The organism is Microbacterium sp. 67-17 (assembly GCF_001898325.1).
GTDB classification, from domain to species: domain Bacteria; phylum Actinomycetota; class Actinomycetes; order Actinomycetales; family Microbacteriaceae; genus Microbacterium; species Microbacterium schleiferi.
In genome coordinates this window covers 13,901-37,104 of the sequence record NZ_MKTR01000017.1, presented here as the reverse complement: position 1 = coordinate 37,104, position 23,204 = coordinate 13,901, and the positions used below count along the sequence as shown (strand labels likewise).

The following is a 23,204-nucleotide window of genomic DNA, read 5'->3' as shown; positions in this document are numbered from 1 at the left end:
GGTGATCAGATCACTGCGGCCGAGGGGTGCTTGTGGCGCTGCCTGCGGTGACTTCGGGGGCCGGTGGTTCGCTGACGTCGACGAAGTCGGGAGTGTCCTGCGATTGTACAGTGCCTTTCGCGGCGCGCTCGCGACCGGGAACGTACGGTGAGGGCTCCCGCCCGGGGTGGCGGCGCTTCTGCACGATCATGATCGCAGCGCCGATGATGACGCCGAAGATCGCTGCCCACACGTTCGCGCGGATGCCGAGGAAGATCTCGCTCGGATCGATCCGGATGGACTCCCAGACGATGCGCCCCGCGCTGTACCAGATGAGGTAGAGGCCGAACAGGCGGCCCCATTGCAGCGCGAAACGACGGCCCGCCCACAGCAGTACGGCAGCTCCCAGGAGGTTCCAGATCATCTCGTAGAGGAACGTGGGGTGGAAGAGTGTGCCGGGGGCCAGGCCCGGAGGGAAGGCCGCGTTGGTGGACTCGATCTCCAGGCCCCAGGGAAGGTCTGTGGGAAGACCGAACAGCTCGTGGTTGAACCAGTTGCCGAGGCGTCCCATGGCCTGGGCGATGATCAGACCTGGCGCCAATGCGTCGGCGAATGACCAGAATCGGATGCCGGTCCAGCGGCATCCGAGCCACGCACCGATCGCTCCGCCGATGAGGGCTCCGTAGATGGCGATGCCGCCCTCCCAGATGCGGAAGATGGCCCAGATGTCGGCACCTTCACCGAAGTAGAAGCCGGGGTGGGTCAGGACGTGGTAGATCCGGGCGACGATGATCGCGAGCGGGACCGCCAGCAGGGCGATGTCGATGACGATCCAGTTTTCGGCACCCCGCTTGGTCAGGCGGTAGTTCGTGAGCAGGACCGCGACGATGATACCGGCGATGATGCACAACGCGTAGAAATGGATGCGCAGCGGCCCGAGGTCGATGTAGCTGACACTCGGACTGGGGATGCTCGTCAGGACGTTCTGGAAAGCGGTGATCATGTCGATCGTCCTCGGTTGGTGGGGCGCCGGCCGGAGGGCCGACGTCGTGAGTCTAGTTCGAGTGGGGCGCGCTCACTCGCGGACGGTGCCGGCGACGAGTTCGCGCGCGGCAGCAGCTAGTCCGTCGAGGCCCCCGTCGCGCAGGGCGCGCACGAGCGCCGTCCCGACGATCGCTCCGTCTGCGTACTCGAGGACGCTCCGCACGTGGTCGGCGTTGGAGACGCCGATTCCGACGCACGCGCGCTCGGCGCCGTGCTCGCGGAGGCGCGCGACAAGGGCACGGGCTGCGGCATCCAACTGGGCCCGCTCCCCCGTGATACCCATCGTCGAGACCGTGTAGACGAACCCGGTGGTTTCCCGCACGATCATCTCGAGTCGAGCGTCGGTCGAACTCGGGGCGGCGAGAAAGACCCGGTCAAGGCCCGTACGTGCGCTCTCGGCGAGCCAGTCGGCTGCCGCGTCTGGGGTGATGTCGGGCGTGATCAGCCCGGCGCCACCGGCTGCGCGGAGGTCGTCGGCGTACCGGGAAACCCCGTACTGCACGACAGGGTTCCAGTACGTCATGACGAGCACGGGGATGTCGGTTCGTGAAGCGACCTCGCGGACCGCGGTGAAGGTGTCGCGCATCCGAAAGCCCGCTTCTAGCGCAGCGTTGGTGGCTTCCTGGATGACCGGGCCGTCCATAACGGGGTCTGAGTAGGGCGGGCCGAGTTCGAGGATGTCGACGCCGGCTTCGGCCAACGTCACGGCGGCCTCGATGCTGGTCTCCAGGTCGGGATAGCCGATGGGGAGGTATCCGATGAGAGCGCCGCGACCTTCATCGCGGGCCGCGTCGATCGCGGCGGCGACGGCGCTCACGGCTGCGCTCCCTCGTCGTAGAGTTCGAACCACCGGGCCGCTGTGTCCATGTCCTTATCGCCGCGACCTGACAGTGAGATCGCAACAACGGCATCCGGTCCGAGCTCGCGTCCGATGCGCAGGGCTCCAGCCAGTGCATGGGCGGACTCGATAGCCGGGATGATGCCCTCCGTGCGCGACAGCAGGCGCAGGGCCTCCATCGCCTCGGTGTCGGTGGCAGGGATGTAGTGCGCGCGACCGATGTCGGCAAGCCAGGCGTGTTCGGGCCCTACTCCGGGATAATCCAGGCCCGCAGAGATCGAGTGTGACTCGACGGTCTGGCCGTCCTCGTCCTGCAGAACGTAGGTCTTGGCGCCGTGCAAGATGCCCGGCGTGCCTCGCTCGATGGATGCCGCGTGCCGGGGCGTGTCGACGCCATCGCCGGCCGCCTCGACGCCGTAGAGGGCGACGCCCTCGTCGTCGAGGAAAGCATCGAACATGCCGATCGCGTTCGATCCGCCACCAACGCAGGCGAAGACGGCATCGGGGAGCCGTCCGATCTCCTCCAGAAGCTGAGCGCGCGCCTCTTCACCGATGACTTTCTGGAAATCGCGAACCATCGCAGGGAACGGGTGCGGGCCGGCAGCTGTTCCGAAGATGTAGTTGGTGGTCTCGACGCTGGCTACCCAGTCGCGGTACGCCTCGTTGATGGCATCCTTGAGCGTCCTCGACCCCGTCGTGACCGGGATGACCTCGGCGCCGAGCAGGCGCATACGGGCGACATTCAGTGCCTGGCGTTGCGTGTCGACTTCGCCCATGTAGATGGTGCACTCGAAACCGAACAGCGCAGCGGCCGTCGCCGTTGCAACGCCGTGCTGACCGGCTCCGGTCTCAGCGATGACGCGCGTCTTGCCCAGCCGCTGCGTGAGCAGAGCCTGTCCGAGCACGTTGTTGATCTTGTGGGACCCGGTGTGGTTCAGGTCCTCGCGCTTGAGAAAGACGCGGCCGACCCCGGTGTGCTCGGCAAACCGAGGCACCTCGGTGAGCGCCGAGGGTCTGCCTGCGTACGAGTTCAGCAGCCGGACGAACTCCGCGTGGAACGCCGGATCGATGCGAGCGGCTTCGTACTCGGCAGTGAGCTCGTCGATCGCGGCGATAAGCGACTCGGGCATGAAACGTCCGCCGAAATCGCCGAAGAAGGGACCGCGCTGTTCGCGCAGGCTCGTGGTCATGATCCTGCCTCCAGGAACGTCGTGAGGGTCGCGACGGGGTCTCCGGTCACCAACGCCTCGCCGATGAGCACGACATCCGCGCCGGCGGCCCGGTAGTGCGCGACATCGGCCGGCGCCAGTACTGCCGACTCCGCGACGGCGATGGCATCAGCGGGGATCGAGTCGCGCAGGCGCCCGAACAGATCTCGGTCGAGTTGAAACGTGGAGAGGTCTCGTGCGTTGACACCGACCAGGCGCGCACCGATGTCGGCGGCACGATGAAGCTCCTCGAGTGAGTGAGTCTCGACAAGGGCTGTCATCCCGAGCTGTTCGATCAGATGCAACAGGCGCTCGAGCACCGGCTGATCGAGGGCCGCGACAATGAGTAGAACGATGTCGGCACCCGCGGCGCGGGCTTCGAAGACCTGGTACTCGGTGGATACGAAGTCCTTCCGCAGCACCGGCAGAGATACCGCGGCGCGGACTGACTCGAGATCGGCGAGACTCCCCTTGAACCGACGTTGCTCCGTGAGGACCGAGATGGCAGACGCGCCGCCGCGCTCGTAGAGCGACGCGAGGTGAGCCGGGTCGGGGATGTCGGCGAGATCACCGCGTGAGGGGCTTGCGCGCTTCACCTCGGCGATGATGCGCACACGCTCTGCGGGTGCAAGGTGCGCCAGCGCCGGGAGTGCAGCGGGGCGGGCAAGCGCGGCGCGTTCGACATCCGCGAGCGGTCGCACGGCTTCGCGCGTCCGGGCGTCCTCGAGAGCGCCGGCCGTGAGGTCGGCGAGCATGCTCAATGCTCTTTCGCGGTGTACCTGGAGCCGCCTACGCCGTAGCCGACCTTCGCCATGATCCAGCCGACGAGCGCCCCCACCACGACGAGGACAACCGACGCCCACACCAGCCAGACGATCTCGAGGAAGAACGCCACTGTACCCAGGGCGATGGCAGCGAGCATGATGACGACAGCCGTCCAGGCCGCCGGCGAGTGTCCGTGGCCGGGGTCGCCGATGGGGTTGCTCATGGATATCCTCCGGTAGTGCGCGGGCTGTGGTCAGTCTAGCGGTCAGGTGGTCGGGTCCCCGCCACGGGAGAGGTCATCCCACGAGTCGATCGCATCGAGGGGCCCGCCGCTCCGGCGTCGCTCGGCGCGTTCTGACTGGTACCGCCGTCCGCCCTCGGGCCAGAGGCGCGCGGTTGCGAGAACCCAGATCCCCGCGGCTGCCATGAGGACGGCCGCGACGAGGGTGATGGCGGGCCAGGTCGTGGCAGTGATCCCTGCCACAAGCTCCGCGATCGCACTCTCACCGCGGATGCCGGTCACGGCCGCCACCTCTGCCGAGACGGCACTCACCGGTGCCTGGATGGCGATTGGCGCAGTCAGGATTGCCAGTGCTATCCCGAGTACGGCGCCGATCACGCCGAATACGGGACGCAGGATCCGCCCGACGATGGACAGAGCAGCTCCGAGGGCGAGCGCCGTCAGGCTCAGCGGCGCGAGGAGCACCACGGCAGATGCGCCGGCTACGGCGAGCGGTTCCGCGGCTCCATCGCTCAATGACACGAGCAGCCATGTCTGAGTCGAGGAGATGAGGCCCGTCGCTCCCGCGATCAGCAACCCGACAACGCCGATGAGCCGAGCCCGCGCGATCATGCGTCCCCGTGGGTGACGGCGGGCTGCAGGTCGGTCGTGTCGAAGCAGCTGCGCGTTCCGGTGTGGCAGGCGGCACCGATCTGTTCGACCTCGATCAGGAGCGCGTCGCCGTCGCAGTCGAGTTTCGCGCCGCGTACGTACTGCACGTGTCCGGATGTGTCGCCCTTACGCCAGTACTCCTGGCGCGAGCGAGACCAGAAGGTCACGCGCCCGGTCGTGAGCGTGCGTCTGAGCGCTTCGGCATCCATCCAGCCGAGCATGAGCACCTCGCCGGTATCCCACTGCTGGATGATGGCCGGCGCAAGACCGTCGGCATTGAAGGCGACTGCCGCGATGCGCTCCTCGAGATCGGTCACGCTCGCACCTCCACGTTCTCGGCTGCCAGCGCTGACTTCACGTCACCGACGGTGAGCTGACCGGTGTGGAAGACGCTGGCCGCCAGCACCGCATCTGCTCCGGCGTGCACGGCCGGTGCGAAATGCTCGACCGATCCCGCGCCGCCGGAGGCGATCACCGGTACTGACGAGATCTCGCGCATCAGCGAGACGAGCTCGAGATCGAAACCCTCCCGTGTGCCATCAGCATCGATCGAGTTGACCAGGAGCTCGCCTGCGCCGCGATCGATGGCCTCGCGAGCCCACGTGAGCGCATCGAGAGTCGTCTCGGTTCGCCCACCGTGGGTCGTGACGACGAACCCCGAGTCGACGGCGTCTGAGCGCTTCACATCCAGGGACAGTACGAGCACCTGGGCTCCGAAGCGGTCGGCGATCTCATCCACGAGTCCGGGCCGGGCGATCGCTGCCGAGTTCACCCCCACCTTGTCGGCGCCGACCCCGAGCAGCCGAGCGACATCGTCTGCCGAACGCACCCCTCCCCCGACGGTGAGCGGGATGAAGACCTCCTCTGCCGTGCGCTGGACCACGTCGTATGTCGTTGCACGCTCGTCGACAGTCGCGGTGACATCGAGGAACGTGATCTCATCAGCGCCCTGGCGGAAGTACGCAGCCGCCAACTCCACAGGGTCGCCCATGTCGCGAAGGTTCAGGAAGTTGACGCCCTTCACCACGCGCCCGGCGGCGACGTCGAGGCACGGGATGACGCGCGTCGCAACAGCCATCTAGAGCCTCGCCGCGTGAATCTCGGTTACCAGGATGGCGCGAGCACCGATGCCGTACAGGGCGTCCATCACCTGATTGACGCCCTTGCGCGGACTCATGACGCGCACTGCCACCCACGACGGGTCCCGTAGTGGCGAGATCGTCGGCGACTCGATGCCGGGCGCGATGTCCACTGCTCGGTCGACGAGGTCTGCCGGCAGGTCGTAGTCGATGAGAACGTACCGGCGGGCAACCATCACACCGCGGAGCCGCCGCAGGAGCGTTTCGGTCCCCTCGACCTCCCGTGGCCCTCCGATGAGGACGGCTTCCGACTCCAGGAGCACGGGGCCGAAGATCTCGAGCCCCGCCTGCTTGAGTGTCGTGCCCGTCGAGACGACATCGGCGACGGCATCCGCCACGCCCAACCGCACCGCCGACTCGACAGCACCGTCCAACGGAACGAGATCGACCGCGATCCCCCGTTCATCGAGGAACGAGTCCACGAGACCGGGGTAGGCGGTGGCGACGCGCATTCCCTCGAGGTCAGCGAGGTCGGTGAAGCGTCCGGGAGGCCCCGCGAACCGGAACGTCGAGTCCGCGAATCCCAGGGATTCGATCTCGCGCGCCGGCATCCGGGCATCCAGAAGAAGATCCCGACCGGTGATGCCGACATCCAGGGCCCCGGATCCGACGTAGGTCGCGATGTCGCGCGGACGCAGATAGAAGAACTCGACCTCGTTGGCGGGATCAATGACGTGGAGATCCTTCGGATCACGCCTGCCGGTGTATCCAGCTTCGGTGAGCATGGCGGCCGATGTCTCGGCCAGCGAACCCTTGTTGGGCACGGCGATTCGGAGCATGGGGGTCTTTCGGGTCGAAGCGGAAGAGGCGACGGGTTCAGAGATGTCGGTACACGTCCTCGAGCGAGATCCCCTTCGCCAGCATCAGCACCTGCAGGTGATACAGCAATTGCGAGATTTCTTCGGCTGCGGCCTCATCCGACTCGTACTCGGCGGCCATCCACACCTCGGCGGCCTCTTCGACGATCTTCTTGCCGATCGTGTGGATGCCTGCATCGAGCTCGGCGACGGTCCCCGACCCCTCGGGACGGGTCTGCGCCTTCACCGTCAACTCGGCGAACAGCTCCTCGAACGACTTCACTATGCCAGGGTAGCGAACCGCGCGGGTAGCCCGGTCAGTGCCGATGAGCGTGGGCCCCGCGGGAGCGCAGGCTCACGATCGCGGCTTCCGGGTCATCTGCCCCGAACACGGCTGATCCGGCGACGAACGTATCGGCACCTGCTGCGGCAGCCTGCTCGATCGTGGACGGCGAGATGCCGCCGTCCACTTGCAGCCAGACCGCAGAGCCGCGCCGGTGGCATTCGTCGGCGAGCAGGCGGAGCTTCGGCATCATGTCGGCCATGAACGACTGACCGCCAAACCCCGGTTCGACGGTCATCACGAGGATCTGGTCGAACTCGTCGAGAACATCGAAGAGCGGCTCGACCGGCGTAGCCGGCTTGAGCGCGATTCCGGCGCGTGCGCCGAGAGAGCGCAACCGCCGGGCGAGAGCCACCGGCTCTGACGTGGCCTCCGTGTGGAAGGTCACGGAAGCCGCGCCGATCTCGGCGTAGCCCGGGGCCCAGCGGTCCACATCGTCGATCATGAGGTGAACATCCAGCGGCACGGGAGACGTCGCGTGGATCCTCTCAACCATCTGTGGTCCGAACGTGAGGTTCGGAACGAAATGGTTGTCCATGACGTCGACGTGGACGAAGTCGGCGGCGGCGATGCGCTGCAGCTCCGCCTGCATGTTGACGAAGTCGGCGGCAAGGATGCTGGGATTGATGCGCACCGCAAGATCATGCGTCGCGGCGTCGGGGGAACTCACCCGTCCATTATGGGCGAGTGTGCCTGTCAGCTGCGCCGTCGCAGGAGCGTGATCGACATCGCATCGGTGCCGTGCCGGTGGGGCCACAACTGCGCTCGCCCCCCGCCGCCCGTCGGGCTCGCCAGGTCCAGCGTGCTCCGCGACACCCGGCGCAGTACGTCTCGCGCGTCCAGCTCGTCCAGCTTGTCTCGGTGCTGATCCAGCACCGCCGCCACCACATCGCGGGTCTCGACGAGGTGCGGCGAGCACGTCACATAAGCGACGACACCGCCCGGCCGGAGCCCGGTCACCGCGGCAGAGAGCAGTTCGCGCTGCAGGTCGGCCAGCGGTGCGACATCCTGCGGGGACTTGCGCCAGCGCGACTCTGGTCGGCGGCGCAAGGCACCCAAGCCCGTGCAGGGCGCGTCGACGAGGATCCGGTCGTACGCGTCGGCGCCTGCCCTTTCCCTGCCGTCTTCCTCAGAGACGACAACCTCGAACGGGATCGGCTCGAGGGATCGACGAACCAACCCGGCGCGCGTGGACGAGACTTCGTTCGCCTCCAGGTCGACCGGGGTCCCCGCCTCCCGCGCCTGCAGCACGCGGGCAGCCAGCAGCGCGGTCTTTCCGCCCGGGCCCGCGCACAGGTCGAGCCAGCGCTCCCCGGATCGCACCGTGTCGACCTCCGACAGGGCGAGGGCTGCGAGCTGGGATCCCTCGTCCTGGACGCGCAGCGCCCCGTTCGAGGCTGCCACGAGCCTGCCGGGATCCCCGGCCGGTGCTCGGAACCCATAGGGCGAGAAGGATGTCGGCTCCGACTCTTCAGGAACGGTGGCAAGCCCCGGGAGAGCCGTCATCGTGACGCCGGGCGAGTCGTTGTCGGCCACGAGAAGATCGAGCAGTTCGCCCGCGCGCCCTTCGTCGTCGAGAGCGCGCCGGAGAGCCCGGATAACCCACACCGGGTGGGAGGTGCGCACCGAGAGGCGCTCGTCGTCGGAGCGTGCAGCCTCTTCGGCGCGGGAGATCCAGGTCGCGGCATCCGCTTCGCCGATTCTGCGCAGCACAGCATTGACGAAACCGACAGCGCGCTCCCCCGCACTGGAACGCGCAAGAGCAACCGACTCGTTGACTGCCGCGTGCGGCGGGACCCTCGTGGCCAAGAGTTGATGCACCCCGAGCCGCAGGATGTCCAGGACTGGCGGGTCGACGCTCTCGGCCGGCCGGTTGGCAGCGACAGCGATGACAGCATCCCAGGTTCCCTGTTGCCGCAGGGTCCCGTATGTCAGCTCCGTCGCGAGCGCGGCATCTGCCGGGCTCAGTCGTGCCCGGGCGATGGCTGTCGGCAGGACGAGGTTCGCGTACGCGTCGGCGTCGTGGACCGCACGCAGCGTGTCGAAGGCGACTCGGCGGGCCGACGGTGCGCCGCTCATGCCGTGGCTCCGACATCGCCGGTCATCTGAGCGTCAGTATCGAACTGCAGCTCGCTCAGCCGTGCACCGCGCCACCAATCTCTGGCATCCATCGCGGGCTTCCCCGCTGGCTGGACACGCAACAGTGCGATCGGATCGCTACCGGTTCCGACGATCACTTGCTTCGCGTGAGCTGCGACCAGCCCGGGGCGCAACCGTGGCGCTTCGGAGGTTGCCGGCACGGCGGCGAGGATCTTCAGCCGCGCGTCCTGCGCGGTCGCGAAGGCACCGGGCTCTGGGGTCACGCCGAGGATCCGTGACATGATCTGCTCCCGACTTTGCTGCCAGTCGACGCGACCGTCCTCGATCGAGAGCTTCGGCGCATAGCTTGGGTCGCCCGCTTGAGGGCGGGATCGCGCAGTGCCGTCTGCGATCTGGCCGACGACCGTGGTCAAGAGCTCTGCTCCTGCATCCGCGAGGGTCGCGAGCAGCTCCCCCGCCGTCGCCTCAATCGGGCGTGGAAAGCGCACCTCGCCGAAGATGTCTCCCTCGTCAAGGCCTGCCGTCAGCTGGAAGACGTCGACGCCCACCTCGGGGTCTCCCGCGATGATGGCGTGCTGCACGGGAGCAGCCCCCCGCCACCGGGGCAGGGCCGAAAAGTGGAGGTTGATCCAGCCGTGCCGAGGCGTCGAGAGCAGGGGTTCGCGGACGAGGCCGCCGTAGGCGACGATCACGCCCAGGTCGGGGTGAGCAGCGCGCACCGCCTCGAGCGCTACATCGTCGAGGCGTGCGGTGCGATGCGCCGACAGGCCGAGCGTGTCAGCGGCGGTAGCCACCGGCGAAGGTGTCACGACGCGGCGGCGACCGATCTGCGCGTCGGGCCGCGTGATCACGAGAGGCACCTCGTGACCGGCGTCGACGAGGGCGCGTAGCGACGGCACGGCCGGCTCGGGCGTTCCGGCGAACACGATTCTCATTGCTGTGTCTCCAGGTTCAGGTCGGGCAGGTCGAGACGGATGCGCAGCGTCGCGCGTGCGCCGCCGCGACTACGTGAGCGGCGCCCCCGCAGCGCTGCGGCAACCAGAGCCGCGCGCAGGGAACGCGCGAGGGCGGGTCCATCGTGATAATCGCAGCGCACGAGCGCGCGCACGTCGCCATCGTGCGAGCCGGTGGTCGGCAGCGGCACAGGCCCGAGCACGTCGCTGGCCCGCAGCCCCGGCACATCCGACCGCACGGTGGCCAGCGCGGTCTCCACCGCCGGCCGAGACCCCTCCAGCGAGGCAACCCGAACCGCGGGAGGCATTCGCAGCTCTGCGCGTTCGGCGAGCTCGGCGCGTGCGAAGGCAGGCTGGGACCAGGTCGCCAGTGCTCGGCCGAGAGCCCCAGCGACCCCGACCAGGTGCACCGGCGCACCTGGTCCAGCCAAGGCGGCCGCGTTTGACCACCAGCGTAGACAGTGCTCGGCGATCCGCAGATCATCAGCGAGCAGCATCCGTTCGCCGTCCAAGAGCAGCACCGCGCGGTATCCACGCGCGGCCCGAGGCTCCGCGCCACGCGTCGCGATGACGAGCGCCGGTGTCTCTGGCACATCGAGAACAGGATGATCGGCATCCGAGACGATGATCCGGATGCCGGGGAAGGCGCGTCCGAGTTCCTCCGCGGTGCGGCGGCTCCCGGAGCCGATGAGCAGGAAGCGCGCGCCACCGCAGGAGGCGCAGGTCCAGCCTTCAGCGCGGCGTCCGCACGCAGAACAGGTTGGTGTTGCCCCTCGCGCTCCGGCATGAAGCGGTCCGCCGCAGGCGCGACAGCGCGCGGGATGCCGGCACTCCGCGCAGGCGAGCACCGGAGCGTACCCGGGGCGAGAGACCTGCACCAGAACTGGACCGCTCCGAACTGCCTCGCGCGCGGCGGTGAACGCCGCAGAGGGGATCCGCGCGGTCCCGGTCTCCCCCTCGCGCAGAGGTGTGAGCACCACGCGTGGAGCCGCTGGACGGGATGCGCGCAGCTCCTCCACCCACCCGATATCGACAAGACGTTGGACGTCGGTGGTGCGGGTGAACCCGGCGAAGACAAGCGCAAACTGCTCCTGCTCCTGTCTGACCAGCGCGGCGTCACGGGCGTGGACGCCCGGTGACAGCGGTTCACGCAGCAGCGGGTCGCCATCGTCCCAGACAGCGATCAGGCCCAGCGCGTGGACGGGCGCGTACACGGCCGATCGGTTGCCGATCACGATCGAGGGCGTGGGCTCGAGCACCCGCAGATACGCGCCGTAGCGGGCAGGGGCGCTCTGAGCGGCATCCGTCCGGATGAGTGCCTCGCCGAGTCCGTGCGCGATCAGGCCCTGCTCGAGTTGGTCGAGGTCTCGGTGGTCGGGCACGACGAGGATGCTGCTGCGTCCTGCCACGAGCAGCCTCGCGGCCGCGGCAGCGAGGATTCCCACCCACCCCGGTGCGGGCGAATCGGGCGTTACCGGCGCCGTCGGCGCCGTCAGGGCGATGCGCGCGCCCCGGGTGAGCGAATCGGCCGCGCCGGGGAAGCTTGCGAGGGCAGTTGCCGCCCATTCTGCAGTGGATGCCGACACCTCGGGGACGCCCGCTCGTTCGGCGTTCTGCCATGAACGCTCGGCTCGCACCATCCGTCGCGGTACGACCAGGCGCAGGATGTCGGATGCCGACCCTGCCGACCGGTCGGCGACCTTTCGTGCGAGGTCGTAGAGCCGCCGTGGCAGCACGGGTACCGAAGAGATGACGGACTCGACCTCCGACAGGGGGCGGTCAGCGGACGGTTCGTCGTCCAGCTCCACGATGAAGCCGTCCACGATCCGGCCGGCCGCACGAAGCGGCACGCGTACTCGGACGCCCTCGTGAGCCTCAGGTACCAGCTCGTCGGGAATCTCGTAGTCGAAGAGCCGATCCAGTTGGGGCAGCGGGGAATCCAGGAGCACTCGCGCGATGCGCCGAGCGGTCATGTCAGAGACCGGCGGCTGAGCGCAGGTCGTCGACGCGGTCCGTGCGCTCCCACGTGAAGTCGGCGAGTTCTCGACCGAAGTGCCCGTAGGCTGCGGTCTGCGCATAGATCGGGCGAAGCAGATCGAGCTGGTCGATGATCGCCTTCGGGCGCAGGTCGAACACGTCAAGAATCGCCGTCGTGATGATGTCGTCGGCCACGTGACCGGTTCCGAACGTCTCGACGTACAGGCCGACCGGAGCGGCCTTGCCGATGGCGTAGGCGACCTGCACCTCGAGCCGATCAGCAAGTCCTGCGGCCACGGCGTTCTTCGCGACCCACCGCATGGCGTAGGCAGCAGAGCGGTCGACCTTCGAGGGGTCCTTCCCGCTGAAGGCTCCGCCTCCGTGGCGCGAGGCACCGCCATAGGTGTCGATGATGATCTTCCGGCCCGTGAGGCCCGCATCGCCCTTCGGGCCGCCGATCACGAACGGACCAGCGGGATTGATGTAGTAGGTGACCGCGGAAAGATCGAGTCCAGTGCTCTCCAGAACCGGATCGATGACGGTCTCCTGCACCTGGGCGCGCAGGTCTTCTTGCGAGATGTCAGGGTGGTGCTGGGTCGAGAGCACCACGGACTCGACGGTGCGCGGCACGGCCCCCTCGAAGCCGAGGGTGACCTGCGTCTTGCCGTCGGGACGCAGGAACGGCAGCGCACCTGAGCGTCGCGATTCGGCGAGGCGCTCAGCCATGCGGTGCGCCGTCCACGCGGCCATCGGCATCAGCTGAGGCGTCTCGGTCGTCGCATAGCCGAACATGATGCCCTGGTCGCCCGCGCCCTGCTCGTCACGAGGGTCGGATGATCCGCGTTCACGCTGCTCGAAGGCCTTGTTCACACCCGACGCGATGTCGGAGGACTGCGCGCCGATGGAGATGCTCACGCCGCACGAGTCGCCGTCGAACCCAGTCTCGCTCGAGGTGTATCCGATGCGGTTGACCACATCGCGAACGATCGCGGGAATCTCGACGTACGCGGACGTGCTCACCTCACCCGCGACATGCACCAGTCCGGTGGTGACGAGGGTCTCGACCGCGACGCGCCCGGTCGGATCCTCACTCAGGATGGCGTCGAGGATGCTGTCAGAGATCTGGTCGCAGATCTTGTCGGGGTGACCTTCCGTGACCGACTCGGACGTAAACAGACGCAACGCGGTCATGGAGCTCCCGTCAGTAGTGGACGCCGATCAGTATCGCGCCGGCCTACGACACCGGCGCGCGAACAGGTGACCGTCAGTCGATCGGACGGAGGCGAAGCTTGTCTTCGTTGATCTCGTGGAGCGCGATGGTCAGCGGCTTGTCCTCGACGGTTGAATCAACCAGCGGTCCCACGTTGTCGAAGAGGTTTCCCTCGTGCAGGTCGGAGTAGTAGTCGTTGATCTGGCGGGCGCGCTTTGATGCGTAGATCACCAGCTGGTACTTCGAGTCAACCTTCTCGAGAAGGCTGTCGATGGGGGGGTCGATGATGCCCTTGTTGTTCCCGGCCATGGCGGAATCCCTTCGCTGGCGACGGATGTCGGTGAGAGGTCTGTGGCGCCGCAGTCGCGCTCAGCGCGCGGGCGCATTCATCAATTCTACGACCTCGCGCGCCGCAACGGCGACGTCGGCGTTCACGACGCGGTAATCGAACTCATCCTGGGCCGCCAACTCGACGCGCGCTGTGCGGAGGCGTCGCGCGCGTTCCTCCGTGTCCTCGGTGCCGCGTCCGATCAATCGGCTGACCAACTCGTCCCAGCTGGGTGGGAGAAGGAACACCAGCGTTGCGTCAGGTTGGGCCGCACGCACCTGCCGTGCGCCCTGCAGATCGATCTCGAGCAGCACCGCCTGACCGCGATCGAGCGCGGCACGGATCGGTGCACGCGGAGTGCCGTAGCGGTACGCGTTGTGGACCGTTGCCCACTCGAGAAGCTCGCCATCTGCGATGAGCCGATCGAACTCCGCATCGTCGACGAAGTAGTAATGCTCTCCGTCACGCTCCCCCGGACGGGCCGGGCGGGTCGTAGCCGAGATGGACAGGTGGATCTCGGGGTGGTGAGCGCGGATGTGCTGCGCCACGGTCCCTTTGCCGACCGCGGTGGGTCCCGCGAGCACCACCAGGGCCGACCGGTCAGCGCGTGGATGCGGCTCGGGCAGGCGCTCATCGAGAAACGCACGCAGAGCCTGCTGCTGCCTGCGGCCGAGGCCGCCGAGTCGCTTCACGGGCGAAATCTGCAGATGGTCGAGGATTCTGTCCCGCTTGCCGACGCCGATCGCAGGGATTGCGGTGAGGAATTCTGTGACACGCATCGCGCCCGCAGGTGAATCCGGGGCGGCAAGCGCGCGGCGGAGCAGCTCTTGCGGGCTGATCACGCGAGTTGCGACATCCTGTTTCAACGAGGCACGCTCCCGCCTGGCGGCGACGGCCCGACGGGATGCTGCGAGGCGGTCGACCTCGGGAGGGGCGGGGCGCTCAGTCATGGCTGGTTCGCGGGTACAGCGCTGCGCGCTCCTCGATACGCGAGGCCAGGCGGTCGGGGCCGACGGCGAGGATGCTTCTGCTCTCGGACGCGATGACATTGGCTGCCACGTAGCCGAAAAGACGCTGCAGATCGGCCGGCTGCGCGCCCTGCGCGCCGAAGCCGGGCGCCAGGATCGGTGTTCCGGCGAGGACGACGTCGGTGAGCCCGAATGCAGCGCGGTCGACGGTTGCGCCGACCACGAGTCCCGCCGAACCGAGCGCCCCGGGCAGACCGATGTTGAGGGAACCGATCTCGCGAGCTACCCGCGCCGCGACGCGCTCGTCATCGGGCCCCGAATCATCGCTGGTGAGTGCGGTCTGTATGGGCCTGCCTTCCGGATTGCTCGTCGCTGCGAGAACGAAGACGCCCTTCTCGCGGCGGATCGCCGTCGTGACCGTGGCGTAGAGCGAGTCGGGGCCGAGGTACGGGCTCAGTGTCACAGCATCAGCCTCGAGCGGAGAGCCGGGTTCGAGCCAGGCCGCGGCATAGCCGTCCATCGTGGTTCCGATGTCGCCGCGCTTGGCGTCTGCAATGACGATCAGCCCGGCCGCACGCGCGGCCGCCATGACGTCTTCAAGTGCCGCGAACCCGGCCGCGCCGTAGCGCTCGAAGAACGCAACCTGCGGCTTGACGATGCCGACCCGACCCGCGCACGCCTCCACCACGCGGAGTCCGAAGTGCCGCGCTCCCTCGGCGGTGGAATCCAGGCCCCAGGAATCGAGCAGACTCCCGTGAGGGTCGATACCCACGCACAACGGGCCAGACCGACCGAGCGTCTCCCACAGGCGCGAACCGAACGACCTCACGCGCGTTCTGCCCTCTCGCGTGCGTAGTCCTGCAGGCTCTTGACCTCGAAACCCTCGCGGAGCACGGGGAATGCGCTGACTGCGGCGCCGAGGACTGCCATCGTCGTGAACAGGGCCTTGTCACCGGCCACAGCAGCGGCGCGGATCTCGTATCCGTCAGCTCGGGCCATCCCGCCGCTCGGGGTGTTCACGACGATGTCGATGCGGCCCTCATTGATGAGGTCGACGATATTGGTCTCACCCGAGGCTTGCGTCGCCGAGTATTTGTTGACGACCTCGACGGCGATCCCGTTGCGCGCAAGGATCTCGGCCGTGCCCTCCGTGGCCAGCAGCTCGAACCCGAGCTCCTGCAGCCGGTGAGCAGGGAGGATCACCGCTCGCTTGTCAGCATCCGATACCGAGATGAAGACTGTCCCTTCCAGCGGCAGCCCGCCGTATGCGGCGGCCTGACTCTTCGCGAAGGCCGTGGGGAAGTCGCGGTCGATACCCATGACTTCACCGGTCGAACGCATCTCAGGCCCAAGGACTGAATCGACGATCTGTCCGTCCTTGGTGCGGAACCGCTTGAAGGGCAGAACGGCTTCCTTCACGGCGACCGGGGCGTCCAAGGGAACGCGTGAGCCATCGGATGCGGGCAGCAGCCCTTCAGCGATGAGATCGGCGATCGTGGAGCCCGCCATGATGCGGCTGGCCGCCTTGGCAAGCGGAATCCCCAGTGCCTTGGACACGAACGGGACGGTGCGACTGGCCCGCGGGTTGGCCTCGATGACGTAGAGCACGCCCGCGCTGATCGCGAACTGAACGTTCAGGAGCCCTCGGACCCCAACGCCGGCCGCAATGGCGAGCGTCGCCTCGCGAACCCGATCGATCTCGGTGCGTCCGAGCGACACGGGCGGCAGCGTGCAGCTGGAGTCACCGGAGTGGATGCCGGCCTCCTCGAGGTGCTCCATCACGCCCCCGATGTAGAGCTGGTGGCCGTCGTAGAGCGCGTCGACGTCGATCTCGATTGCGTCGTCAAGGAAGCGGTCGACCAGGAGCGGCATTCCGGGGCCGATGATGGCTTGGTCGGCGACGCGCACGAAGTAGTCGCGCAGGCTCGCGGTGTCGTACACGATCTCCATGCCGCGTCCACCGAGCACGAAGCTCGGACGGACAAGCACCGGGTACCCGATGTCTTCGGCCACGGCAACGGCGCCCTCGGCGTCGACCGCGGTGCCATGGCGCGGCGCGACGAGTCCCGCGTCGGCGAGGATGCCGCTGAAGAGGCTCCGCTCCTCAGCGAGATCGATCGCCGTGGGGCTCGTGCCGAGGATCGTGTAACCGGCCGCTTCGATCCCCTTGGCAAGTCCCAACGGTGTCTGTCCGCCCAGCTGGCAGATGACGCCGAGGATCGTTCCCGAGCGCGCCTCGGCGTGCAGCACTTCGAGGACGTCTTCGAGCGTGAGGGGCTCGAAATAGAGCCGGTCAGAGGTGTCGTAGTCGGTGGACACGGTCTCGGGGTTGCAGTTGACCATGATCGTCTCGAAGCCCGCGTCGCTCAAGGCGAACGAGGCGTGCACGCACGAGTAGTCGAACTCGACACCCTGACCGATGCGGTTCGGTCCCGATCCGATGATCACGACCTTGGTGCGCTCGGAGGGCATGACCTCTGTCTCGGCGTCATAGCTGGAGTAGTGGTACGGGGTCAGCGCGGGGAACTCACCAGCGCAGGTGTCCACGGTCTTGTACACGGGGCGGATGTCGAGGCCGTGTCGGATGCCGCGGGCCTCGGTCTCGGTGATCCCGCGCAGCTCGGCGATCTGCGCGTCGCTGAAACCGTGCTCCTTGGCGATGCGCAGCGTTTCGGCATCCAGCTCGCCCGCCGCGGCGATGAAGGCCGCGACCTCATTGATGAGCACGATCTGGTCGAGGAACCACGGATCCATCGCGGTAGCCTCGAACGCTTGCTCGACTGTCGCGCCCTTACGCAGGGCCTGTTGGAGGACGACGATCCGGCCGTCGGTCGGCGTGCGCGCGATCTCGAGCAACTCCTCGACGCTGCGCTCCTCGGGACCCCAGTGGAAGCTGGAGCCCCGCTTCTCGAGCGACCGCAGCGCCTTCTGCAGCGCCGTCGCGTAATTGCGGCCGATCGCCATCGCTTCGCCGACCGACTTCATGGTCGTGGTGAGCGTCGTGTCGGCGGCCGGGAACTTTTCGAAGTTGAAGCGCGGGACCTTCACGACGACGTAGTCGAGCGTGGGCTCGAAGCTTGCCGGTGTGACCTTGGTGATGTCGTTGGGGATCTCATCGAGTCGGTACCCGATGGCGAGCTTCGCGGCGATCTTCGCGATCGGGAAGCCGGTGGCCTTCGACGCCAGCGCCGAGGAGCGAGAGACGCGCGGGTTCATCTCGATCACGATGATGCGACCGTTCGTCGGGTCGACGGCGAACTGGATGTTGCAGCCGCCCGTGTCGACACCGACGGCGCGAATGATGTCGATGCCGATGTCGCGCATCTTCTGGTATTCGCGGTCGGTCAGCGTCAGCGCCGGCGCGACGGTGATCGAGTCGCCGGTGTGGACACCGACGGGGTCGACGTTCTCGATCGAGCACACCACGACCGTGTTGTCGGCGGTGTCGCGCATCAACTCGAGCTCGTACTCCTTCCACCCGAGGATCGACTCCTCGAGCAGCACTTCGTGCGTGGGCGAATCGTGCAGGCCGGCGCCCGCGATGCGGCGCAGGTCGGCCTCGGTGTAGGCGAAACCGGAACCGAGACCGCCCATCGTGAACGAGGGGCGCACGACGAGCGGATAGCCCAGTTCCTCGGCGCCGGCGAGAACCTCATCCATCGTGTGGCAGATGCGGCTCGCGGCGACATCCGCGCCCGCTTCGATGACCAGCTCCTTGAAGATCTGGCGGTCTTCGCCTTTGCGGATCGCGTCCACCTTCGCCCCGATGAGCTCGACGTCGTACTTCTCGAGAATGCCGCGGTCGTGCAACGCCATCGCGGCGTTCAGAGCCGTCTGGCCACCGAGCGTCGGCAGGATCGCGTCGGGCTTCTCCTTCGCGATGATCGTCTCGATGACCTCGGGCGTGATCGGTTCGATGTACGTCGCGTCGGCGAAGTCGGGGTCGGTCATGATCGTGGCAGGGTTCGAGTTGACCAGGATCACCCGGACACCTTCGGCGCGCAGCACGCGGCAGGCTTGGGTTCCGGAGTAGTCGAACTCACAAGCCTGGCCGATGACGATCGGACCGGAGCCGATGACCAGGACGGAGCGGATGTCGTCGCGCTTAGGCATTCGCTTCTTTCGTGCTGAGGTTCGCGCGAACGAGGTCGGCGAACCGGTCGAACAGGTAGTTGGCATCGTGCGGGCCGGCGGCAGCTTCGGGGTGGTACTGCACCGAGAACGCCGGGATGTCGAGGGCGCGAAGCCCTTCGACGACGCGATCGTTGAGACCGATATGGCTCACCTCGATGCGACCGTAGCCCTGGGGACTGTCGAAGGGCTCATCGAGGGGGGCATCGACCGCGAAGCCGTGATTGTGGGCGGTGATCTCGACGCGGCCGGTCTGCTTGTCGAGGACCGGCTGGTTGATGCCCCGGTGGCCGAACGGCAGCTTGTACGTCTCCAGTCCGAGGGCGCGGCCGAGCAGCTGATTTCCGAAGCAGATGCCGAAGAACGGAACTCGATCATCGAGGACGGATCGCAGGAGCGACACGTGATCGGCTGAGGCCGACGGGTCACCCGGACCGTTCGAGTAGAAGACGCCGACCGGGTCGAGCGCCCGGATGTCGTCGATCGTCGCATCCTGCGGCAACACGTGAACGTCGAACCCGCGCGCCGCGAGGTTGTCGATCGTGGCCTTCTTGATACCGAGGTCGATCACAGCGAGCGACCCGAGCCGCTCTGCGGTTGCGGCAGTCACCTCGGGTGCGCTCACCGATACGGATGCCGACAAGTTCTGACCGGCCATCAATGGCGCGTCGCGGACCAGGCGCAGGTGCTCCTCGGCATCGAGGGCTGCAGCATCCCCCGAGAACACACCGCCCCGCATCGACCCCGCCGAACGGATGTGACGGGTCACGGCGCGGGTATCGATCCCGCTGATTCCAACGATGCCGTCGCGCTCAAGCGCCTCGTCGAGGGATTCGTCAGCACGCCAGTTCGACACCACACGTGAGGGGTCGCGCACGATGTAGCCGGCGACCCAGATCCGGCGTGACTCAGGGTCTTCGTCGTTCATCCCCGTGTTGCCGATGTGAGGAGCTGTCTGCAGCACGATCTGGCCCGCGTACGACGGATCGGTAAGGGTCTCCTGGTAGCCGGTCATGCCGGTTGCGAAGACGACCTCGCCGAGGGCCATTCCCCGTGCGCCGTAGGCGTGGCCGCGGAATCGAGTGCCGTCCTCGAGGACGAGCACGGCGGGATCGGTGGTGAACAAGCTCATTCGGAATCTCCGGTTGCGGTGGAGGGGTCAGGTGCAGTGGCCAGGGGCGCGAGAACGTCGGCCAGGTGCCGGGCCGACGTCTCCCGAGGGCGCAGATACGTGTCGACGACCACACCCGTGTCGGCGAGCCAGCTCAGACGGACGAGGCCGTCCTTCTCGACGACACGATCGATCGTGAGGGTTGCCTGGGTTACGGCGCTGATCCGGTCGGCCCCGATGGTGATGCGCGGCTGGTTGGTCAGGTCCAGCGCGACAGCGGAATCCGTCACGGTGACAGTCGCCGGTGATCGATAGCCGAGGCCCGGCGCCGCGATCCGTTCGAGCGGAGCGTCATGGACCGTGGTCGCGACGTAGAGCGCGTCGATCGTCTCGCGGAGTACGTCGGCATCGTTCAACTCGGCTGGCTGGATGAGGGGCGTCCGATCACGGCGGGCACGACGCACCCAGCCCCAGGCGGCGAGCCCCAGCAGCACGACGGCCACGGCGACCATCACCAGGACGGCGGCCTCACGGGTCATGACAGGACTCCTGGCGTCTCGAGAAGCGCCCCGTCTGCGACAGTCACGGTGCCGCGATTGATCGTCCACCGGATTTCGCCGGGTAGTTCTTCCCCGAGGTAGGGCGAGTTTCGGCTACGTCCTCGAAGGTCATCGACCGAGAACGTGCGGGTCGGAGCCGGGTCGTAGAGCGTGAACGACGCCGGGTTACCAGCGGCCACGGGGGTTCCGTGCCCGCTGAGGCTCCCGATCCGCGCCGGCGCTGCCGCCATCGTGCGCGCCACATCGCTCCAGGTCATGCGACCGGTCTCCACCATGGTGCTGTGCACGATGCGGAGCGCGCTCTCAAGGCCGACCATTCCGTGAGATGCAGCCTGCCACTCGCACGCCTTGGTCTCGCTCGGATGCGGCGCATGGTCGGTGGCAACGATGTCGATCGTGCCGTCGGCGAGACCCTCCCGCACGGCTTCGACGTCTTCGGTGGTGCGAAGCGGCGGGTTGACCTTGAATCGGGCGTCATACCCGCGGACCCGGTCCTCGGTGAGCAGCAGGTGGTGGGGCGTCACCTCGGCAGTCACGTCGATTCCGCGCTTCTTGGCCCAGCGGATGATGTCGACCGACCCCGCCGTCGAGAGGTGACAGACGTGCAGGCGCGACCCGACGTGCTCTGCGAGCAGCACATCACGCGCGATGATGGCCTCCTCGGCGACAGCTGGCCATCCCGCGAGGCCGAGCTCGGCCGACACGACACCCTCGTTCATCTGCGCCCCTTCGGTGAGCCGCGGATCCTGTGCGTGCTGAGCGATCACGCCACCGAAAGCCTTCACGTACTCGAGGGCGCGGCGCATGATGACGGGGTCCCAGACGCAGAACCCGTCGTCGCTGAACACACGGACCCGGGCCCGGGAGGCCGCCATTGCCCCGAGCTCGGCGAGACGCTCGCCCTTCTGCCCTACGGTGACAGCACCGATGGGCTGCACGGTCACGTAGCCAGCGGCCTCTCCGAGGGCGAGTTCCTGCTCCACCACGCCGGCGGTGTCGGCCACCGGGGAGGTGTTCGGCATCGTGAAGACGGTGGTGAATCCGCCAGCGGCTGCCGCCCGAGAGCCCGTCAGGATCGTCTCAGATGCCTCGAACCCGGGCTCGCGGAAATGGACGTGCAGGTCGACGAGCCCAGGAAGCGCGATGAGCCCTGACGCGTCGATGACGCGAGCTCCGGGCTTGTCGAGCCCGGCGCCTGTCTCCACGATCATTCCGTCGTGAACGATCAGATCCGTGCGGCTGCCGTCTACGAGTTCGACCCCGCGGACCAGGAGGACCTCGTTCATGCTCGTTCCTCACCTGTCGATGTCGTCGCTGGTGTTGTCGTCGAACCCGCCAGCAGCAGGTAGAGCACCGCCATCCTCACCGACACGCCATTGGCTACCTGTTCCAGGACCGTCGATTGAGCCGAATCGGCCGCTTCGGCTGAGATTTCGAGTCCGCGATTCATCGGGCCCGGGTGCATCACAATGCTATCGGCGCCCAGGGCTGCGAGCCGCCGAGCATCAAACCCCCATCTGCGCGCGTACTCTCGCTCGCTCGGGAAGTACGCGGCGTTCATGCGCTCCAGCTGGATGCGCAGCAGCATCAGGACGTCGGGTGCGGCGGCGATTGCTTCATCGAGGTCGTAGACGACGTCGGCAGGCCAGGCCGAAACATCCTGCGGCACGAGCGTCGGAGGGGCGACAAGGGTGACGTGCGCTCCCAGCGTGTGCAGCAGCCACATGTTCGAGCGCGCAACGCGGGAGTGGAGAACGTCGCCGACGATTGCGACCCGGGTGCCGGTGAGATCCCGTCCCCGGCTGTCATCTCCGTACAGACGCTTGCGCATTGTGAAGGCGTCAAGCAGGGCCTGGGTGGGGTGCTCGTGCGTGCCGTCACCGGCGTTTACAACTCCCGCACTGATCCAGCCGCTCGTGGCAAGGGTGTGGGGCGCGCCTGATGCGCCGTGTCGGATGACGACGGCATCCGCGCCCATTGCCTGGAGCGTCTGCGCAGTGTCCTGAAGAGACTCGCCCTTGGAGACAGACGAGCCTTTCGCGGCGAAGTTGATGACATCAGCGGAGAGGCGCTTGGCTGCTGCCTCGAAGGAAATGCGCGTGCGGGTCGAGTCCTCGAAGAACAGGTTGACGACGGTCTTGCCGCGCAGGGTCGGAAGCTTCTTGATCTCCCGGCGCTGCGTGTCTGACATATCCTCCGCGGTGTCCAGGATCCGCAGCGCGTCGGCCCGGCTCAGGGTGGCGGTATCGAGCAGGTTCCTCATGATCGGATGCTCACCTCGTCTTCACCATCAATCTCCCGCAGGCGCACGGCGACGTGCTCCGAGCGCGAGCTGGGAAGGTTCTTGCCGACGAAGTCGGGGCGGATCGGCAACTCGCGGTGTCCGCGGTCGACGAGGATCGCGAGGCGCACGGCGGCGGGTCTGCCGATGTCTTGGAGGGCATCGAGGGCTGCCCGGATGCTGCGCCCTGAAAAGAGCACGTCGTCGACCAGGACAACGGTCTTCCCGTCGATGCCTGAGTCCGGGATGCGCGTCGGGTGGGGAGTCCGCGTCGGATTGCGGTGCAGGTCGTCGCGGTACATCGTGACGTCGATCGAGCCGACGGGCACCGTCTGGCCGGTGAAGTCGCCGATGAGCGCAGCGATGCGCTCTGCCAGTGGGACCCCACGGGTCGGGATGCCGAGGAGGACGAGCTCGCCCGCGCCGCGATTGGATTCGATGATCTCGTGAGAGATTCTCGTCAGAGCGCGTGAGATGTCGGCATCCTGCATGACTGCGCGGGTGCTCATCGTCGCTCCCTTCTCCGCCTCACAGGACGGTGTTAAAGGTTGCTGTGCTTCGAGCCTACCGGAAGCGCTCG

At 67.4% G+C, this 23,204-nt stretch carries 24 protein-coding genes; all 24 read right to left on the bottom strand.

Annotation, left to right across the window (positions count from 1 at the left end; genetic code table 11):
- Positions 1 to 10 precede the first annotated feature (10 nt).
- The 24 genes from lgt to pyrR all read right to left on the bottom strand — a co-directional run bounded on the left by lgt (position 11) and on the right by pyrR (position 23,133).
- Positions 11 to 982, bottom strand: coding sequence for a prolipoprotein diacylglyceryl transferase (gene lgt / locus BGO47_RS08150; protein WP_292710431.1), 972 nt, complete (start codon positions 980 to 982; stop codon positions 11 to 13).
- Positions 983 to 1,054: 72 nt separating this feature from the next.
- The gene (gene trpA, locus BGO47_RS08145; RefSeq protein WP_292710428.1) at positions 1,055 to 1,840 is read right to left on the bottom strand and encodes a tryptophan synthase subunit alpha; all 786 of its coding nucleotides are present in this window, start codon (positions 1,838 to 1,840) and stop codon (positions 1,055 to 1,057) included.
- Entirely contained in the window at positions 1,837 to 3,051 is a 1,215-nt protein-coding gene (gene trpB, locus BGO47_RS08140) for a tryptophan synthase subunit beta (RefSeq protein WP_292710425.1), read from the bottom strand. Before trpB ends, trpA begins: the two co-directional genes overlap by 4 nt.
- The gene (gene trpC, locus BGO47_RS08135; protein ID WP_292710422.1) at positions 3,048 to 3,824 is read right to left on the bottom strand and encodes an indole-3-glycerol phosphate synthase TrpC; all 777 of its coding nucleotides are present in this window, start codon (positions 3,822 to 3,824) and stop codon (positions 3,048 to 3,050) included. Before trpC ends, trpB begins: the two co-directional genes overlap by 4 nt.
- Positions 3,825 to 3,826: 2 nt before the next feature.
- The gene (locus tag BGO47_RS08130) at positions 3,827 to 4,057 is read right to left on the bottom strand and encodes a DUF6704 family protein (protein ID WP_228178708.1); all 231 of its coding nucleotides are present in this window, start codon (positions 4,055 to 4,057) and stop codon (positions 3,827 to 3,829) included.
- Positions 4,058 to 4,099: 42 nt separating this feature from the next.
- Entirely contained in the window at positions 4,100 to 4,687 is a 588-nt protein-coding gene (locus BGO47_RS08125) for a Trp biosynthesis-associated membrane protein (protein ID WP_292710417.1), read from the bottom strand.
- Positions 4,684 to 5,043: a phosphoribosyl-AMP cyclohydrolase gene (hisI, locus tag BGO47_RS08120; RefSeq protein ID WP_292710414.1), complete on the bottom strand. Its 360-nt coding sequence runs from the start codon at positions 5,041 to 5,043 to the stop codon at positions 4,684 to 4,686. The genes BGO47_RS08125 and hisI overlap by 4 nt, the downstream gene beginning before the upstream one ends.
- Entirely contained in the window at positions 5,040 to 5,804 is a 765-nt protein-coding gene (gene hisF / locus BGO47_RS08115) for an imidazole glycerol phosphate synthase subunit HisF (RefSeq protein ID WP_292710412.1), read from the bottom strand. Before hisF ends, hisI begins: the two co-directional genes overlap by 4 nt.
- Entirely contained in the window at positions 5,805 to 6,644 is an 840-nt protein-coding gene (gene hisG / locus BGO47_RS08110; protein WP_292710408.1) for an ATP phosphoribosyltransferase, read from the bottom strand. It lies immediately after the preceding gene.
- A 37-nt stretch (positions 6,645 to 6,681) separates the two neighbouring features.
- Positions 6,682 to 6,945, bottom strand: a complete 264-nt coding sequence (locus tag BGO47_RS08105; protein ID WP_292710404.1) for a phosphoribosyl-ATP diphosphatase — start codon at positions 6,943 to 6,945, stop codon at positions 6,682 to 6,684.
- Positions 6,946 to 6,979: 34 nt separating this feature from the next.
- Positions 6,980 to 7,675, bottom strand: a complete 696-nt coding sequence (gene rpe, locus BGO47_RS08100) for a ribulose-phosphate 3-epimerase (RefSeq protein ID WP_292710402.1) — start codon at positions 7,673 to 7,675, stop codon at positions 6,980 to 6,982.
- 26 nt (positions 7,676 to 7,701) lie between these two features.
- Positions 7,702 to 9,084: a transcription antitermination factor NusB gene (locus BGO47_RS08095; RefSeq protein WP_292710399.1), complete on the bottom strand. Its 1,383-nt coding sequence runs from the start codon at positions 9,082 to 9,084 to the stop codon at positions 7,702 to 7,704.
- Positions 9,081 to 10,040 (bottom strand): methionyl-tRNA formyltransferase, encoded by a 960-nt coding sequence (gene fmt / locus BGO47_RS08090; protein WP_292710396.1) that lies wholly within the window; start codon positions 10,038 to 10,040, stop codon positions 9,081 to 9,083. The genes BGO47_RS08095 and fmt overlap by 4 nt, the downstream gene beginning before the upstream one ends.
- Positions 10,037 to 12,031, bottom strand: coding sequence for a primosomal protein N' (locus BGO47_RS08085; RefSeq protein ID WP_292710393.1), 1,995 nt, complete (start codon positions 12,029 to 12,031; stop codon positions 10,037 to 10,039). Before BGO47_RS08085 ends, fmt begins: the two co-directional genes overlap by 4 nt.
- Before the next feature lies 1 nt (position 12,032).
- Positions 12,033 to 13,226, bottom strand: coding sequence for a methionine adenosyltransferase (gene metK, locus BGO47_RS08080; protein ID WP_292710390.1), 1,194 nt, complete (start codon positions 13,224 to 13,226; stop codon positions 12,033 to 12,035).
- Between the two features lie 73 nt (positions 13,227 to 13,299).
- Positions 13,300 to 13,554 (bottom strand): DNA-directed RNA polymerase subunit omega, encoded by a 255-nt coding sequence (gene rpoZ / locus BGO47_RS08075; protein WP_195693834.1) that lies wholly within the window; start codon positions 13,552 to 13,554, stop codon positions 13,300 to 13,302.
- 60 nt (positions 13,555 to 13,614) lie between these two features.
- The gene (gene gmk / locus BGO47_RS08070; RefSeq protein WP_292710383.1) at positions 13,615 to 14,523 is read right to left on the bottom strand and encodes a guanylate kinase; all 909 of its coding nucleotides are present in this window, start codon (positions 14,521 to 14,523) and stop codon (positions 13,615 to 13,617) included.
- Entirely contained in the window at positions 14,516 to 15,370 is an 855-nt protein-coding gene (pyrF, locus tag BGO47_RS08065; RefSeq protein ID WP_292710380.1) for an orotidine-5'-phosphate decarboxylase, read from the bottom strand. The genes gmk and pyrF overlap by 8 nt, the downstream gene beginning before the upstream one ends.
- Positions 15,367 to 18,654 (bottom strand): carbamoyl-phosphate synthase large subunit, encoded by a 3,288-nt coding sequence (gene carB / locus BGO47_RS08060; protein WP_292710377.1) that lies wholly within the window; start codon positions 18,652 to 18,654, stop codon positions 15,367 to 15,369. Before carB ends, pyrF begins: the two co-directional genes overlap by 4 nt.
- Positions 18,647 to 19,804 carry a glutamine-hydrolyzing carbamoyl-phosphate synthase small subunit gene (gene carA, locus BGO47_RS08055; RefSeq protein WP_292710374.1) on the bottom strand — a complete coding sequence of 386 codons (1,158 nt, stop codon included), beginning with the start codon at positions 19,802 to 19,804 and terminating at the stop codon, positions 18,647 to 18,649. The genes carB and carA overlap by 8 nt, the downstream gene beginning before the upstream one ends.
- A complete protein-coding gene (locus tag BGO47_RS08050) occupies positions 19,801 to 20,322 on the bottom strand; it encodes a hypothetical protein (protein WP_292710371.1) in 522 nt (173 codons plus the stop codon). The genes carA and BGO47_RS08050 overlap by 4 nt, the downstream gene beginning before the upstream one ends.
- Entirely contained in the window at positions 20,319 to 21,629 is a 1,311-nt protein-coding gene (locus tag BGO47_RS08045; RefSeq protein ID WP_292710368.1) for a dihydroorotase, read from the bottom strand. The genes BGO47_RS08050 and BGO47_RS08045 overlap by 4 nt, the downstream gene beginning before the upstream one ends.
- Complete coding sequence (locus BGO47_RS08040) at positions 21,626 to 22,606, bottom strand: aspartate carbamoyltransferase catalytic subunit (protein WP_292710364.1); 981 nt, start codon at positions 22,604 to 22,606, stop codon at positions 21,626 to 21,628. The genes BGO47_RS08045 and BGO47_RS08040 overlap by 4 nt, the downstream gene beginning before the upstream one ends.
- Entirely contained in the window at positions 22,603 to 23,133 is a 531-nt protein-coding gene (gene pyrR, locus BGO47_RS08035) for a bifunctional pyr operon transcriptional regulator/uracil phosphoribosyltransferase PyrR (RefSeq protein WP_292710361.1), read from the bottom strand. Before pyrR ends, BGO47_RS08040 begins: the two co-directional genes overlap by 4 nt.
- Positions 23,134 to 23,204 lie beyond the last annotated feature (71 nt).

Coding starts and splice junctions, on each gene's coding strand:
- trpB (WP_292710425.1), bottom strand. CDS start 3,051: ATGACCACGAGCCTGCGCGAACAGCGCGGTCCCTTCTTCGGCGATTTC.
- metK (WP_292710390.1), bottom strand. CDS start 13,226: ATGACCGCGTTGCGTCTGTTTACGTCCGAGTCGGTCACGGAAGGTCAC.
- BGO47_RS08085 (WP_292710393.1), bottom strand. CDS start 12,031: ATGACCGCTCGGCGCATCGCGCGAGTGCTCCTGGATTCCCCGCTGCCC.
- BGO47_RS08040 (WP_292710364.1), bottom strand. CDS start 22,606: ATGAGGAACCTGCTCGATACCGCCACCCTGAGCCGGGCCGACGCGCTG.
- BGO47_RS08130 (WP_228178708.1), bottom strand. CDS start 4,057: ATGAGCAACCCCATCGGCGACCCCGGCCACGGACACTCGCCGGCGGCC.
- gmk (WP_292710383.1), bottom strand. CDS start 14,523: ATGACTGAGCGCCCCGCCCCTCCCGAGGTCGACCGCCTCGCAGCATCC.
- hisF (WP_292710412.1), bottom strand. CDS start 5,804: ATGGCTGTTGCGACGCGCGTCATCCCGTGCCTCGACGTCGCCGCCGGG.
- lgt (WP_292710431.1), bottom strand. CDS start 982: ATGATCACCGCTTTCCAGAACGTCCTGACGAGCATCCCCAGTCCGAGT.
- fmt (WP_292710396.1), bottom strand. CDS start 10,040: ATGAGAATCGTGTTCGCCGGAACGCCCGAGCCGGCCGTGCCGTCGCTA.
- trpC (WP_292710422.1), bottom strand. CDS start 3,824: ATGCTCGCCGACCTCACGGCCGGCGCTCTCGAGGACGCCCGGACGCGC.
- BGO47_RS08045 (WP_292710368.1), bottom strand. CDS start 21,629: ATGAACGAGGTCCTCCTGGTCCGCGGGGTCGAACTCGTAGACGGCAGC.
- carA (WP_292710374.1), bottom strand. CDS start 19,804: ATGAGCTTGTTCACCACCGATCCCGCCGTGCTCGTCCTCGAGGACGGC.
- BGO47_RS08125 (WP_292710417.1), bottom strand. CDS start 4,687: ATGATCGCGCGGGCTCGGCTCATCGGCGTTGTCGGGTTGCTGATCGCG.
- carB (WP_292710377.1), bottom strand. CDS start 18,654: ATGCCTAAGCGCGACGACATCCGCTCCGTCCTGGTCATCGGCTCCGGT.
- hisG (WP_292710408.1), bottom strand. CDS start 6,644: ATGCTCCGAATCGCCGTGCCCAACAAGGGTTCGCTGGCCGAGACATCG.
- pyrR (WP_292710361.1), bottom strand. CDS start 23,133: ATGAGCACCCGCGCAGTCATGCAGGATGCCGACATCTCACGCGCTCTG.
- rpoZ (WP_195693834.1), bottom strand. CDS start 13,554: ATGGCCGGGAACAACAAGGGCATCATCGACCCCCCCATCGACAGCCTT.
- BGO47_RS08095 (WP_292710399.1), bottom strand. CDS start 9,084: ATGAGCGGCGCACCGTCGGCCCGCCGAGTCGCCTTCGACACGCTGCGT.
- BGO47_RS08050 (WP_292710371.1), bottom strand. CDS start 20,322: ATGACCCGTGAGGCCGCCGTCCTGGTGATGGTCGCCGTGGCCGTCGTG.